Source organism: Microvirga thermotolerans, from assembly GCF_009363855.1.
Classification (GTDB): domain Bacteria; phylum Pseudomonadota; class Alphaproteobacteria; order Rhizobiales; family Beijerinckiaceae; genus Microvirga; species Microvirga thermotolerans.
In genome coordinates this window covers 3,460,041-3,474,800 of record NZ_CP045423.1, presented here as the reverse complement: position 1 = coordinate 3,474,800, position 14,760 = coordinate 3,460,041, and the positions used below count along the sequence as shown (strand labels likewise).

14 protein-coding genes are annotated in these 14,760 nt (G+C 58.9%); all 14 read left to right on the top strand.

Going from position 1 to position 14,760, the window contains the following annotated elements; genetic code table 11:
* Positions 1-8 precede the first annotated feature (8 nt).
* The 14 genes from flgA (at position 9) to GDR74_RS16430 (ending at position 13,847) form a co-directional block, all read left to right on the top strand.
* Positions 9-467, top strand: a complete 459-nt coding sequence (gene flgA, locus GDR74_RS16495; protein ID WP_152587315.1) for a flagellar basal body P-ring formation chaperone FlgA — start codon at positions 9-11, stop codon at positions 465-467.
* Positions 467-1,564, top strand: a complete 1,098-nt coding sequence (gene flgI / locus GDR74_RS16490) for a flagellar basal body P-ring protein FlgI (RefSeq protein ID WP_152587314.1) — start codon at positions 467-469, stop codon at positions 1,562-1,564. Before flgA ends, flgI begins: the two co-directional genes overlap by 1 nt.
* A 79-nt stretch (positions 1,565-1,643) precedes the next feature.
* Complete coding sequence (locus GDR74_RS16485; RefSeq protein ID WP_152587313.1) at positions 1,644-2,189, top strand: MotE family protein; 546 nt, start codon at positions 1,644-1,646, stop codon at positions 2,187-2,189.
* A complete protein-coding gene (gene flgH / locus GDR74_RS16480; RefSeq protein ID WP_152587827.1) occupies positions 2,189-2,881 on the top strand; it encodes a flagellar basal body L-ring protein FlgH in 693 nt (230 codons plus the stop codon). Before GDR74_RS16485 ends, flgH begins: the two co-directional genes overlap by 1 nt.
* Positions 2,882-2,901: 20 nt before the next feature.
* Complete coding sequence (locus tag GDR74_RS16475; protein ID WP_152587312.1) at positions 2,902-3,396, top strand: flagellar basal body-associated FliL family protein; 495 nt, start codon at positions 2,902-2,904, stop codon at positions 3,394-3,396.
* A gap of 99 nt (positions 3,397-3,495) precedes the next feature.
* Entirely contained in the window at positions 3,496-4,233 is a 738-nt protein-coding gene (fliP, locus tag GDR74_RS16470) for a flagellar type III secretion system pore protein FliP (RefSeq protein ID WP_152587311.1), read from the top strand.
* Positions 4,234-4,488: 255 nt separating this feature from the next.
* Complete coding sequence (locus GDR74_RS16465) at positions 4,489-5,664, top strand: flagellin N-terminal helical domain-containing protein (protein ID WP_152587310.1); 1,176 nt, start codon at positions 4,489-4,491, stop codon at positions 5,662-5,664.
* A 363-nt stretch (positions 5,665-6,027) separates the two neighbouring features.
* Positions 6,028-7,206 carry a flagellin N-terminal helical domain-containing protein gene (locus GDR74_RS16460; protein WP_152587309.1) on the top strand — a complete coding sequence of 393 codons (1,179 nt, stop codon included), beginning with the start codon at positions 6,028-6,030 and terminating at the stop codon, positions 7,204-7,206.
* A gap of 147 nt (positions 7,207-7,353) precedes the next feature.
* Positions 7,354-8,991: a flagellar basal-body MS-ring/collar protein FliF gene (gene fliF, locus GDR74_RS16455; protein ID WP_152587308.1), complete on the top strand. Its 1,638-nt coding sequence runs from the start codon at positions 7,354-7,356 to the stop codon at positions 8,989-8,991.
* Positions 8,991-9,614 carry a hypothetical protein gene (locus GDR74_RS16450; RefSeq protein ID WP_152587307.1) on the top strand — a complete coding sequence of 208 codons (624 nt, stop codon included), beginning with the start codon at positions 8,991-8,993 and terminating at the stop codon, positions 9,612-9,614. Before fliF ends, GDR74_RS16450 begins: the two co-directional genes overlap by 1 nt.
* 2 nt (positions 9,615-9,616) lie before the next feature.
* Positions 9,617-10,828, top strand: a complete 1,212-nt coding sequence (locus GDR74_RS16445) for a MotB family protein (RefSeq protein WP_152587306.1) — start codon at positions 9,617-9,619, stop codon at positions 10,826-10,828.
* A complete protein-coding gene (locus GDR74_RS16440) occupies positions 10,821-12,035 on the top strand; it encodes a chemotaxis protein (RefSeq protein WP_152587305.1) in 1,215 nt (404 codons plus the stop codon). Before GDR74_RS16445 ends, GDR74_RS16440 begins: the two co-directional genes overlap by 8 nt.
* Positions 12,032-13,333 carry a flagellar hook-length control protein FliK gene (gene fliK, locus GDR74_RS16435; protein ID WP_152587304.1) on the top strand — a complete coding sequence of 434 codons (1,302 nt, stop codon included), beginning with the start codon at positions 12,032-12,034 and terminating at the stop codon, positions 13,331-13,333. Before GDR74_RS16440 ends, fliK begins: the two co-directional genes overlap by 4 nt.
* Positions 13,281-13,847, top strand: coding sequence for a transglycosylase SLT domain-containing protein (locus GDR74_RS16430; protein ID WP_152587303.1), 567 nt, complete (start codon positions 13,281-13,283; stop codon positions 13,845-13,847). Before fliK ends, GDR74_RS16430 begins: the two co-directional genes overlap by 53 nt.
* The last annotated feature ends 913 nt before the right edge of the window (positions 13,848-14,760 follow it).

Genomic DNA, 14,760 nt, shown 5'->3' with positions numbered 1-14,760 from the left:
CCTGCATAATGAACTTGCTGCTTCGCCTTCTGATCGTCTGTACTCTGATCGGCTTTGCCACCACGGCACGTGCTGACGAGATTCTGCTGCCTGTTCCTGCCGTGACGATCTATCCCGGGGATACGATCAAGGAGTCCATGCTCAAGGAGCGAAGCTTCCTCTCGACTTTCCGGGCGCGCTCCGCCGTCATTGAATCCCCTGTTCAGCTGATCGGGAAAGTCGCTCGCAGGACCTTGTTACCCGGAGAAGCGATTCCAACCAACGCCGTCGACGACGCAAGACTCGTTTCTCGCGGAGTTGCGACACAGATCATCTTTCAGGAGAATGGTCTTACGATTTCCGCATTAGGATCTCCCCTGCAGTCCGGAAGTCTAGGCGAACTCATCCGCGTGAGGAATGTGGACACCGGACGTATCGTTCTCGGCACGGTCCAGGCTGACGGAACCATCCGAATTGGCGGGTACTGATGAAGCGTCTGCTCACCTTGCTCCTTGTTCTGCTCTCGCCAAGTCTTGCGCAGGCCTCGACGCGCATCAAGGATATTGCCTCGGTACAGGGGGTCCGAGACAATCAGTTGATTGGCTACGGCCTTGTCATGGGCCTCCAAGGAACGGGTGACACCCTTCGAAACTCGCATTTTACCGAACAGTCTCTCCAGTCGATGCTGGACAAGATGGGAGTGAATGTCCGTGATGTGCCTTTGCGGACGAGAAACGTTGCTGCGGTCGCCGTAACTGCGGATCTTCCTCCGTTCATCGGAGCCGGCTCCCGTATCGACGTGACCGTCACTTCCCTGGGAGACGCGACCTCGCTGAAGGGAGGAACGCTCCTGCTCACGTCGCTCATGGGAGGCGATGGTCAGGTCTACGCCGTGGCGCAAGGCCCCGTAGCCGTCTCCGGATTCAATGCTGCAGGACAGGCAGAGACATTGACTCAAGGCGTTGCGACCGCCGGTAGGATCCCGAACGGTGCGCTCATCGAGCGCGAGGTGCCAGGAGCCATGAGGGAGATGTCGTCCCTGGTCCTGGAACTCAAGAATCCGGATTACAAAACGGCAACGCTGATTACCGATGCCATCAATGCCTATGCCATCGCCCGATACGGCAAGCGTGTTGCCACTCCGCGCGACTTCCGTACGGTCGTTCTCAACAAGCCGCGGGACATAGGAACGACTCGCTTCATCGCAGAATTGGGCGATCTGCGAGTCCAACCGGATACCCCCGCTCGCGTCGTCGTCGATCAGCGGACCGGCACCGTCGTGATCGGCAAGAACGTCCAGATATCAACGGTCGCGATGACGCATGGAAATCTCACTGTCCGCGTCACGGAGACACCGCTCGTGTCGCAGCCGGAACCCTTCGGAAATGGGCGTACGGCAGTCGTGCCGAGGACGCAGATTACGGCAACGGAGCCCGACGCGCATCTTGCGGTCATTGGAGGATCGGACCTTCAGACGCTCGTTAAGGGCCTGAACCAGATCGGCCTGAAGCCTACGGACATCATTGCCATCCTTCAGGCCGTCAAAACGGCGGGCGCACTACAGGCAGATCTGATCGTGCAATGATTGTCGACGTAATAAAGTCTCTTATCGCATGGAATCGAGGTGCCAAGGCATTGGCGTGCTTTCAGTGGAGCTATGCATCATGAGGATGTTCCTGCGCTTGATCCATGTTCTGCTTCTCTCTGTTTCGTTCACGCCAAGCCTGCAAGGTGAACTCAGGGCTCAGGATAAGGCGACATCGGCACCGAACGCGGGAATGCAGAAGGTGGTTGAAGCTCCTAAGGAGCAGAAGCAAAGTTTGTACTGCGCCAACATAGCCGACGCGGCGGCCGATGCGAGATACGCCTGGCAGAAAGAGACGCTGACGGCATTGGAGAAGGAGATCGAAGAACGAATCCAGGTTCTGGAGCAAAAGAAGAAGGAATACGAAGAGTGGCTTCAGAAGCGGAATGCGTTTCTTGCAAAAGCCGATGAAACGGTCGTAGCGATCTACTCCAGGATGCGCCCGGATGCCGCTGCTCTCCAACTGGCCAATATGCAGGATGAGGCTGCAGCCGCGATTCTGGCAAAGCTCAATCCCAGAAGCGCAAGCGCGGTTCTCAACGAGATGGAACCTGCACGGGCGGCTCAACTGACAGGCATCCTGACCGATGCTGCAAAGCGCTCGCAGGAGAGCGAAAGATCATGATGAAATACGCGCTGCTGACGACGGTCACGCTCTCTCTTGGAGCTTGCGCATCGAGCGAACTCGGGCGTGAACCCCCCATGACGCCTGTCGGGTATGGTCTGACCGTCGCCCGCGAGCCGGTGCCAACCGTTTTTGGCGCGGCAGCGAGAACGTCTCATTACTCTTTATGGACCCAGAATAGCGCCGATCTTTTTCAGGACCCACGGGCCAAGAAAGTGGGTGATGTGATCACCGTCAATATTCAGATCGATGACAAGGCGCAGTTCGACAATGCGAGCGATCGATCTCGATCGTCCAAGATCAACCTCGGCTTTGGCGCAAAATACGGATTCAACGGTCGTTCAGGGAGCTACGCGGCAGACGGCGATATACGCTCAGGCTCATCTTCAGAGGGACAGGGATCGATAGACCGATCGGAGAAACTTCGACTGTCGGTCGCGGCCGTCGTGACGGAGGTCCTTCCCAACGGAAACCTGATCATCAGCGGCTCTCAGGAAGTGCGCGTAAATTTCGAAGTTCGCGTTCTGAACATTGCAGGCATCGTCAGGCCGAGCGATGTATCGAGAAAGAATACGATCGGCTACGATAAGATCGCTGAGGCGCGCATTTCGTATGGCGGGCGCGGCCGCATCACCGACGTTCAGCAACCTGCCTGGGGACAGCAGGTCTACGATGCCATCACTCCATTCTGAGAGCGGGTCGGGGTAAGGTCATGAGCCGAAGGAAGAAGCTGCGATTTCCTTCTTCGCAAGGAAAGGGCGGCTGGCTGATAACCTTGGCCGTGCTTTCGATTCTTGCCACAGGTACCGGCGGCCTGTTCGGGCTCTATCTGGTCTCGGCCGTCGAGAAGGCCATCGACGAGATGAAGAAGAGCGAGGACAGCAAGAAGGCCCCAGCGCTCGCGTATTCCGGCGATCTCGCGTCCAAAAGCCTCGCTCCCGTCGTAACGAATCTCGCAAATGGCGACGATACCTGGGTACGGCTCGAATCCTCGATCATCTTTTCTGCAGGGGCGATTCAGAACCCAGACATCGTGGCTGCTGAGATACGACAGGATATTCTTGCCTATCTCAGAACTCTTTCCGTTTCCCAGATCCAGGGTGCGAGCGGGCTCCAGCATCTCCGCGAGGACCTTAACGAACGCGTTTCTCTCCGGACAAAGGGGCTAGTTCGTGAGATCGTCGTAGAAACTCTCGTCGTGCAATGAGGAGCGGAAAAGAACCGAAACGATGCACGGCTCCTTGGACGCTCAACGGCTGAGAAGTAGCTTTCTCTAAGATTTATGGATGCCTGAGTTCTACATCACATGACGTTAAGATTGCTCTCTGTCGTAGCATTCGCGCTGATTGCTACGGCTGCAAATGCCCAGGTCCCAGGTCTGGACGCTTTGCTCCCACCAGGCGATGGCGCAGCCAGCGGCCGGATCATTCAGATCGTCGCCCTTCTTACTGTTCTCTCGCTGGCGCCGGGCCTGCTGATTATGGTGACGAGCTTCACGCGTTTCGTGGTGGCCCTCTCGTTTCTGCGCTCCGGGTTGGGTCTCCAGAGTACGCCGGCAAACCTGTTCCTCATAAGCCTGTCGCTGTTCATGACTTTCTATGTCATGGCGCCAACGTTCGACCGCGCTTGGAATGAAGGCATTCGGCCGCTAACGGAGAACCGGATCTCGGAGACCGAGGCTTTCACGCGTGTGGCCGAACCGTTTCGTGAGTTCATGCTGTCCCATGTGCGTCCGAAGGATTTGCAGACATTCAGCGAAATGGCCTCTGCCAATTTCCCGAAGATGGAAGAGAACGGTAAGGTGGATCTGCGCATCGTCATCCCTGCCTTCATGATCTCGGAATTGAGGCGAGGTTTTGAGATCGGCTTCCTGATCGCTCTCCCCTTTCTCGTGATCGATATGATCGTTGCGACCCTCGTGATGTCCATGGGGATGATGATGATGCCGCCGACCGTCATATCGTTGCCTTTCAAGATCCTGTTCTTTCTCCTTATTGATGGCTGGAATCTCCTGATTGGCGGTCTCGTGCGTTCATATTTCTGAGAGAGCGCCTTCGGCAGGGAAGGCATGCGAGCCGTTAACCATGCCTTAACGCTTGCGGGCTGTTCGACCGTGAGCGTGTCTTCGCGCTTGACTAGAACGCAAGCTTCACGCAAGCTCCCATCGTCGAAATGACGATGATGGCAGGTTGAATCAACAGCCTCACTGGCTGCTCTTCGAAGGCATGATGCCGCCCTGCCACACCGGTGAAAGTCCGGTATGTCCCGCCAAATGTGTTGCTTTTATAGGGACAAGCCCATGTCTAGCCTTCTGACGAATGCCTCCGCCATGACCGCCCTGACGACGCTGAAGAGCATCGCAGGGCAACTCGACCAGACCAGCAGCCGGATCTCCACCGGCCTGAAGGTGGCGGACGCTTCCGACAACGCAGCGTACTGGTCGATCGCCACCACGATCCGCGCCGACAACGGCTCGCTCGGTGCGGTGAAGGACGCTCTCGGCCTCGGCGCCAACTCCGTCGACACCGCCTTCAACGGCCTGAACCGCTCGATCGAACTGATGAAGGACATCCAGGCCAAGCTGACGGCCGCGATGTCGCCGAACGTCGACCGCGCGAAGATCCAGACCGAAATCAGCGCCAAGCTGAAGGAGCTCAAGCAGACGGCCGACGCTTCGGTCGTGTCGGGCGAGAACTGGCTCTCCACCGACTCCGCCGCCGGCAACTACGTCTCGGACCGCAAGATCGTCGCCTCCTTCACCCGTGAAGGCGGTGCGGTTTCTGTCGACACGATCACGATCTCGGTGGACGAGACGAAGCTGTACGACAAGAACCAGACGGCGGCCGATGCCACCGCGGCTGCGGACGCGACCCTGGCCGCGGCCGACCAGACCGCCTACGACAACGCGAAGACGAACTGGGAGTCCGCCCAGGCGACCTGGGAAGCCAGCGGCAAGAGCGCGGCCGACCTGAGCACCTACGAGACGGCGAAGTCGAACTGGCAGACCGCACAGCAGACCTACCAGACGGCGATCGACACGGCGAACGGCAGCGCCGTGGCGGCCGTTGACGGCAAGGGCGGCCTGCTCGACAAGGAGTGGGGCGTTCTTGCCAAGGACGAGAAGGGCCTTCTGAAGCACTATGAGCTGTCGATCAGCAAGATGGACATCTCGGCGGTTCAGAACCAGGACCTGTCGAAGCTGCGCGCCTACATCCAGGTGGTCGACAAGGCGCTAGGCGCCATGACCGACGCGGCGACGACACTGGGTGCCAACAAGACACAGATCTCCTCGCAGACCGCCTTCGTCGAGTCGCTGATCAAGGCGAACGAACGCTCGATCGGCACGCTCGTCGATGCGGACATGGAGGAGGAGTCGACCCGTCTGAAGGCGCTGCAGGTTCAGCAGCAGCTCGGCGTGCAGTCTCTCAGCATCGCCAACGGCAACACCCAGAGCATCCTCTCGCTGTTCCGCTAACCGGACAAGCGGTTCTCTCGCTCAAGAGGGAGTGACTATTCGGAAGCCACGCTGAAAAGCGTGGCTTCTTTCATTGGAGCCGCGCAGGCGGCAAGGCACGGGCAGTCCCCGCGAGGTGCGTCGCCACATCTGAGCTTCCTGTTCAAATCGACAGTCGCTCAAACATGCAAGCCTCGCGCAAGCCTCGCATGCAAGGGTCAGGCTCATAGCAGGTTGAGCCGGCCCGGAATCGAACGCGGCTCGAAGGCATGAAGCCGCCCTGCTATACCGGTAAGAGTCCGGTATGTCCCTACAGCTTTGACAACAAGGGAAGGCCAATGTTTCGGTCTGCCCAATTCCTCTGCTCAATCAAAGGGACAGTCCATGTCTAGCCTTCTGACGAATGCCTCCGCCATGACCGCCCTGACGACGCTGAAGAGCATCGCAGGGCAACTCGACCAGACCAGCAGCCGGATCTCCACCGGCCTGAAGGTGGCGGACGCTTCCGACAACGCAGCGTACTGGTCGATCGCCACCACGATCCGCGCCGACAACGGCTCGCTCGGTGCGGTGAAGGACGCTCTCGGCCTCGGCGCCAACTCCGTCGACACCGCCTTCAACGGCCTGAACCGCTCGATCGAGCTGATGAAGGACATCCAGGCCAAGCTGACGGCCGCGATGTCGCCGAACGTCGACCGCGCGAAGATCCAGACCGAAATCAGCGCCAAGCTGAAGGAGCTCAAGCAAACGGCCGACGCTTCGGTCGTGTCGGGCGAGAACTGGCTCTCCACCGACTCCGCCGCCGGCAACTACGTCTCGGACCGCAAGATCGTCGCCTCGTTCACGCGTATCGATGGGAACATCACCGTCGACACGATCACGATCTCGGTGGACGAGACGAAGCTGTACGACAAGAACCAGACGGCGGCCGATGCCACCGCGGCTGCGGACGCGACCCTGGCCGCGGCCGACCAGACCGCCTACGACAACGCGAAGACGAACTGGGAGTCCGCCCAGGCGACCTGGGAAGCCAGCGGCAAGAGCGCGGCCGACCTGAGCACCTACGAGACGGCGAAGTCGAACTGGCAGACCGCACAGCAGACCTACCAGACGGCGATCGACACGGCGAACGGCAGCGCCGTGGCGGCCGTTGACGGCAAGGGCGGCCTGCTCGACAAGGAGTGGGGCGTTCTTGCCAAGGACGAGAAGGGCCTTCTGAAGCACTATGAGCTGTCGATCAGCAAGATGGACATCTCGGCGGTTCAGAACCAGGACCTGTCGAAGCTGCGCGCCTACATCCAGGTGGTCGACAAGGCGCTGGGTGCCATGACCGACGCGGCGACGACGCTGGGTGCCAACAAGAAGCAGATCTCCTCGCAGACCGCCTTCGTCGAGTCGCTGATCAAGGCGAACGAGCGCAGTCTCGGCACACTGGTCGATGCAGACATGGAGGAGGAGTCGACCCGTCTGAAGGCGCTGCAGGTTCAGCAGCAGCTCGGCGTGCAAGCGCTCAGCATCGCCAACGGCAACACCCAGAGCATCCTCTCGCTGTTCCGCAGCTAGTTGCTTTTCGCCTAGCCGGGCGAAGCGCTCTGAAGCATGCCAAGGCCGCACTCCGTTGGAGTGCGGCCTTTCTCTTGCGCAATCTCCGCACAAGGTTCGCCAGCAACATTGCGCCGACATCCTATGCTTACTCTGTCGAGTCAGGACATGACCGGTCGCCAGCACGCTGAGAAACTCTGGACGAATATCCTCGAGCTTGGAGCCCGCCGTCTCGCCGCTCTCGGCCTCATAGGCCTTGCCGTCTTTCTGGGCGTCGGCATCGGCGCCTACTATTTGAGCCGTCCTGCTCAGGAAGCGCTATACATCGGCCTCGAACGTGAGGATGTAAGCCGGATCGGCTCAGTCCTAAAGGATGCCGGGATCCCATTCGACGTCAGCGCCGATGGCACATCGGTTCTCGTGCGATATGGGCATACGGCACAGGCTCGCATGCTTCTTGCAGAGAAGGGGCTGCCGCAAAGTTCCAAATCAGGGTACGAACTGTTCAACGACCTTGGTTCATTGGGCCTCACATCCTTCATGCAGGAGGTGACGCGCGTACGTGCGCTCGAGGGGGAAATCGCGCGCACGATCCAAACCATGAAAGGCGTAAAGGCCGCGCGGGTTCACATTGTCCTTCCCGATCGCGGGTCCTTCCGCAGGGACCAGCAGCCGGCTTCGGCCTCGGTCGTCATACGAACGGAGCCTGCTGACGATATGAGCTCCGCACAAGCCATTAGGCACCTTGTCGCCTCTGCCATACCAGGCATGAAGGCCGACAAGGTAACCGTTCTGAACACGAATGGAATGCTCCTCATGTCGGGGGACGATGGGGCGAATGCCTCGACGGGAAGAATGGCAAGCCTGGAGCGGAACGTCAGCCGTGAAATCCAGGATAACATTCGTAGAACGCTTACGCCCTATCTGGGCCTGGGAAATTTCGAAGTTAGCGTCGCTGCACGCCTGAACACCGATAAGACAAGCATCAACGAGACTATCTACAATCCAGAATCCAAGGTCGAGCGTTCCGTCCGCACGGTCAAGGAAACCGAAGTTTCTCAGAATCGAGCCAATCAGAAGCCCGCAACGGTGCAACAGAACCTTCCCGAGGAAAGAGTCAGGGCCGAGGGGGGCGAGAGTTCAAGTGAGGACAATCAACGCCGTGAAGAGCTGACGAACTACGAGATTTCATCGAAAACCATCCAAACCGTCAGCGACGGATATGCAATCAAGAACATCTCCGTCGCGGTACTGGTCAACAAGAACCGATTGTCGGCGCTTACTGGCGGAGAAGCCGCGAACCAGGCTGCGCTCGATACGAAGATTGCAGAGATTGAGCAGCTTGTCTCATCCGCAGCTGGGTTTGAGAAAGGCAGAGGAGATCAGATCAAGGTGGCTGCCGTCACATTCGTTGATGATGGCCGTATGATGGAGCCTGTGCCGCCGCTCGGATTCGGCGAAGTCATCATGCGTCAGTTCGGCAATATCATCAACGCGCTTACGATCCTGATCGTCACGACGCTCCTCATCTGGTTTGGTCTGCGTCCCGCAGTCACTGCCATTCTCGCCAGGCCTGAAGCTGAAAAGACATTTGAGAGTGAAGCTCCGGCTCTAGAGAGCGGTGCCGCAGCACTCTCGGAAGCGAGCGCCCAGATTGAATCGGCCGAGACGGTGCCCAACCTGATCGAAGATCTGACAGGCAAGATGAGCCGCTCTCCGCAGAAGAAACTGGAGCAGCTTGTGGAGTATGATGAAGAGCATGCTGCTGCGATCCTCAAGCAGTGGCTGATCCAAGAGGCGGCGTGATGGCTATCCCAGTCGCTGACTTCCTCATGGATTTTCGCCTTGATGTGCCCGATACGGCGAAGACAAACGGTCCTGCCTCTGTCACGGTTGACATAGAGGACGAACCGGATGACACGGCGCAGCGCATTCAGGATGCCGTGCGACGGGCACGCGAGGAAGAAAGGCACTCCGCACGGCAAACTCTCGAAGCGGCCTTGGCTTCCGAGAAAGCCTCTGCCGAGGAGCGCCTTCGACAGGAGCGAAATGTATGGGCCCGCGAGCAGGCCGAGGTGCTCTCCGAAAGTCTGGCGAGAGGTCTCAGGGATCTTGAGGAGCGGATCAGCGACAGAATGGTGAGGCTTCTTGTGCCGTTCTTGGGTGAGGCGCTTCGGACCGGTGCTCTGCGGGAGCTTTCCGAGATCCTCGAAGCGCTGATTTCTCGGGGAGCGGGCCGGCCCATAACGATCGTCGGGCCTGAGGATCTTCTCCTGGAACTCAAGAGCGCAATCGACTCTCGCAATGAGAACGTAGAGTTCCTGTTCGGTCCAGGGCCGGATGTCAGGATCGCCGTGGATGAGACGATCGTCGAGACGCGTCTGAACGCTTGGGTCAATCGGCTGAGCGATGCTGCAGGTAAGGATTGAGTATGCCAGACCCGGACAAGCAGGAGATCATTATTGTCCGCAGGTACGAGGCGGAGGAGGAGCAGCACAAGGGCGGCGTGTGGAAAATCGCGCATGCCGACTTCATGACGGCGATGATGGCCTTTTTCCTCGTGATGTGGCTGATCAGCGTTACGGACAATGAAACAAGGTCAACAATATCCAATTACTTCAACCCGCTGAAGCTCGCAGAGAGTACGACGGATCGTAAGGGCCTCAACGACCCTAAAAACGACTCTCATGAGACCAGGGAGGGAAGCAGCAAGACAACGGCGAATAAGGGAAGTGCAGAGGAGAAAGGCGGTCGTTCTCCTCAGAGTCCAAAGGCCCGATTCAACGAGGGGGCGCTGTTCCAGGATCCTTATGCCGTTCTTGCCAAGCTTGCCACGGAGAGCGAGCAGGGACAGCCGCAGGATACTCCCGGCGCGGACGTGCCGCTCGGCGAGTCGGGGGACCCGGGAATGAGTGGAGGGGAGGCTTATCGCGATCCCTTCGACCCTCTCTATTGGCAGGTTGCACCGCTGCCGAAGGCAAGAACGAAGACGCCGGGCGCGCCGGGCACCGTGGCGCCAGCCCCCGAAGAAGGTGCTATCGATGCATTGGCCGTATCGTCCAAAGCGCAGACAGGTACAAGGGCCTTGGAAAAGAACAAGCCTGTCAGCGTGGCTGCGGCTGAGAAGGCAACACCCACCAATGAGGTTCTCGCACAGCAGGAGAGTAAGGAAGATCGGGCCGAGGCGGAAATTCGAACCGAAGTCGAGGGCGCCCTTAAATCCCCGAAAACGTCCAGCCCAATGCCAAAGGTCGATGTGCGGCGGACGGGGGAAGGAATCCTCATCAGCATCACGGACGATATGAATTTCAGTATGTTTGCCGTTGGCTCGGCAGAGCCCCGGCCGAACGTCGTTCGGGCAATGGAAAGACTTGCTAAGGTCATCAGCAGTCGTCCAGGACGAATTATCATCCGCGGTCACACGGACGGGCGTCCGTTCAAGTCGGACACATACGACAACTGGCGGCTTTCGACGGCGCGCGCGCACATGGCGGCCTATATGCTGATACGAGGCGGTGTCGATGAGGCGCGCATCGAACGGGTGGAAGGGCACGCAGATCGAAACTTGAAGAACCCGTCGGATCCCAATGCAGCAGAGAACCGGAGAATCGAGATTCTGATGCGGGAGGACCGGAGTGGCTAGACGTCTGCGCCTGACCCTCGCCCTATCCGGCTGCCTGCTGGCGCTGCCGGCTGATGGTATCGCTCAGCAGCGTAGTGGAACGGACGAGGGAAATCTTTCTCCCGTCCACCTGGTGAGAACCCTCCAGACTTTGCAGGATCAGATCGCTTCAGGATCGACGAATGCTCACGTGGCGCAGCGCGTTCTGTTGACGCGCCTCGACGAGAAACTGACGACAATGGACGATTCCGTGTGGCAATCACCGCGAAACGTCCAGGCTGCGGTGGTATATGTGCTCAGTGGAGGGAAGCCGGATATCCTCCGGCGAATCCTTGCTGCTGGTCACCTCGGTGCAGCAGACGACGTCCTGGTTCGTGGATCTCTTGCTTATGTCGAGGGACGTGAGGAGGAAGCGCAGAAGCTCTTGGGCGGCGTCAATCCGCGAGAACTGCCCATTACATTGTCTGGACAAGTCGCTCTCGTTCAGGCCGCACTCAATGTGCGGGATGACCCGGCGAAGTCAGTCGAACTCCTCGATTATGCGCGTCTGCAGTTGCCAGGAACGCTTGTAGAAGAAGCGGCGCTGAGGCGGGAAATCCTCGTGCTGAGCCAAACCGGCGATACGAAAAAATTCGACTTGTTGTCCCGCCAATATCTGAGGCGTTTCCGCTATTCCGTCTATGCCGGGAATTTTCGTCAGCGCTTCGCGGCAGCATTGACGCGGCTCGAGTTTACAAAGGACCCGGATTACTTCTCCCGGCTGGTTGCCGTATTGAGCGAGTTGGAGCCTGCCGGTCAACTCGAGCTTTACCTTCTCGTTGCGCGCGCGGCGGTCATTCAAGGGCAGACAAAAGCCGCTATTCTCGCTGCCAACAAGGCATATGAACTGGCGGCACAGGACAAGGTGAGCGCCGTCAGAGCAACTCTCTATCGGGCAGCGGCCATGATCGTGACATCTCAAGGGTTTGATGAAGCGGCGCGGCAACTCAGATCTATCGATCGCTCCGTTCTGGAAACTGCGGATGTCGGTCTTCTGGACTCCGCCTTGGCAATGGCAAAGTTCATTCGCGAGAGCCCGACAGAGGCATCGTCTGCGAAAGCGATCACGCCTGCGGCCGTGCCGGAAGCCAACACAGCGGCTCCTCTGCAGCGGCCCACACCCACCATTTCGCGGGCCCAGGAAGTTCTCGGGCAGATCGACAAAATTGTTCGGAGGGAGAGTCGATGAATATTCTTGAATTCCTCACTCCGAATGCAGTTTCACGTCCGGAAGCCCAGTCTCAGAGAGGAGCGGCTTCCGACGCGAATGGGGTAAGCAATGGTTCTGCTCTCTCTCAAGAGCCGAGCTTCAATGGACTTCTCGACTCTCTATCGGCGAAGAACAGTGCAGAAACCTTTTCCAAGGGCGGCCTCCCCCCTGACGGAGGTCAGGAGAGGGGCGATCTCGATCCGGAAAGCATCGTCGACAGCAAGGGGGAGGCGCTAAGGGATCGGAGTACATCATCTGAACCTTCGCCCGTGTCTGGACAGAGCGATCCCCACTCGCTCGTCCAGTTCCTGCTCCCATTCGTTGGTCAGGTCCGCTCTGCTGCGACGGATGCTGGAGGCGCTAGGTCGACTGCGGATCCTGGCTCCGGACCTTCCCGGAGCATGCTCCTCAACGATGAGTGGACAGCCAGTGAAATGCCGGATCTTCAGGGGGGGGCTGGCTTCAAGGCCAAGGTCCTCCATCAGGAGGCCCATTTCAAGCCCGTTCTTCCGAGCGCTCTTTCCCCTGAAACGGGGAAGCATAACACCACTGGTAGGGCTGGCATTGATACCCGCGGCATCGGCGTCTCCCTGACGGGAGCAGCTTCTTCTGGCATTGCTGAGGCCTCCGAGGCGGACACCCTGTTGACACGGGCCGTCGGCAGCGGCGCGAAGCCTGATTCTGCGACTATGGAGATTGCCTCCGGCGATAGTGAACGTATCTCGGGGGTGTCGGTCTACCAGCAGGTTGCCGACGCTGTTTCTAGCAAGCTTACGGATACCGCAGTCGAGCCGGAAGTACATTCGAGCAGCGCTATCGCCGCATCGCCCTCTATCGTGCTGAAACCTTCGGAAGGGGTCCTTCGGGTGCTGAGCATCCAGCTTCATCCGGTTGAGCTCGGTGTCGTTACGGTCAAGATGCGGTTGTCGAACGATCAACTGGAGATGGAGATCCACACGCCGAGCGAGGAGACCGCCGACATCCTGCGCAGAGATGTCGACAAGCTCTCCGGTCTCTTGCGGACATCGGGGTATCGGGCAGACCTCGTCACGATCCATGTGATGCGGGTGGACCCCGCACAACAGGAGAGTTCGATCCGGCAGGGCGAGCCCTGGAACACGCAACCGCAATCCAACGGCTTTCAGCAGGGACAGTCAGGGCAGCACGACGGATCCAGGCGTTCTCTTTCTGAACAGGGTGAGACAAGTCTACAGGTGAGGGGCAATGCCGAACGTGAAGGTGGTGGCGGTCACGCTGCTTCTGGGATCTATCTTTAGCGGTGCGTCTGCTGCAACGGCCAACACCAATGCCTGCGAGCGGGAGATGCTGCGAGCGGCGTCGAAGCATGGAGTTCCTCTTGGAATGCTGTATGCGGTGGGGCTTGCCGAGACCGGAAATCGTGGGTCGCTTCAGCCATATGCCATGAACATCGAAGGGCGAGCCTATTTTGCCCAGAGCATCAGCGATGCGATTCAGCGATTCGAGGAGGCTCGCCGCTCTGGAGCGAAACTCATCGATCTCGGATGCATGCAGATCAATCATTACTATCACAGGGAGCGGTTCAGTTCGGTCGAGAGCATGCTGAGCCCACGCGAGAATGTGGAGTACGCAGCGCAGTATCTGAAGCAGTTACACATGCGAGAGGGCAGCTGGACGATGGCGATCGCTCGCTACCATGCGGGCCCCAATAATGATCCAGCCCAGAAGCAATATGTCTGTCGCGTCATGTCGAACATGGTCGCGACGGGGTTCGGCCAATGGACACCTGCCGCCAAGTCGTTCTGCCAGTGAGGTGAGTACAAGAGCCCTCGCGGGAAAGGCTGAAAATCAGCTTCAACGGCGCAGCTCTTCAGGGTGCTGCCGCGGGCCTTTGCCTCCGTCAGAGAATGCAGAAAGCAAATGCCTTCGAAGCGGTTTGCGCTTCACCGGCTTGCAAGCCGCTACGACTGGCTCTGTTGCTCCACGAAGCAATAGAGGCTACCGCGATATGAGGACCGGGATCCCTTTGCCCTCGATCATGCCAGCGTACGCCGAGCCACTTCGTTGAAGACGAGCTACGAGACGCCCTTTCGCGTAAAGCTCGAGATCATCGGCCCGGACATTCCAGGTATTGATCTCACGCAAGGCGCTCTCTGCGCAGTTGCTGCTGGAGGCTTTGTAAAGATCGAGCGTCGATGACGTCGACAAGTGAAGCTGGCAGGCGTCCTTTCCGATCTTCATGGTCCAGCGCCCTGAGAGGGAGGAAACGGTTCCGCTCTGCTGCGCAGGCGCAAGGTCTTGCCGGGTATGAGCTAGGGTATCGGTCCTCTGTTCGGCCGCGTGAGGAGGGTCTTGTGGAGGAGGAGGGGATTCGAGCGCCTCTGCCGACTTGTCGGCGATATCTCGATGATCCGACACCGCTGCTTGGCGGGATGCCCAGGGGCCGATAGGTTCGAGAGGCTCCGGTGCTACGGTTTTATGATGTGAGGGCGACAGGAATACAGGCGGAGGCTCTGCGGGCTCCGGGATCGGTGCATTCCAGGGGCTCGAATACAGCGAAAGCGATGGATTCAGATATCTTCCTCGGCTCCAAGGGCTGGAGGGATAAGGATCGTCCGTTACTGCGCAGCCCGAAAGGACGACATGGCAGCATATGATGGTGGCAATGGTTCGCAGCATCAGATGTGGTGTTCGTCGTTTCCTCTGGGTCGCCATTAGAGCCGCA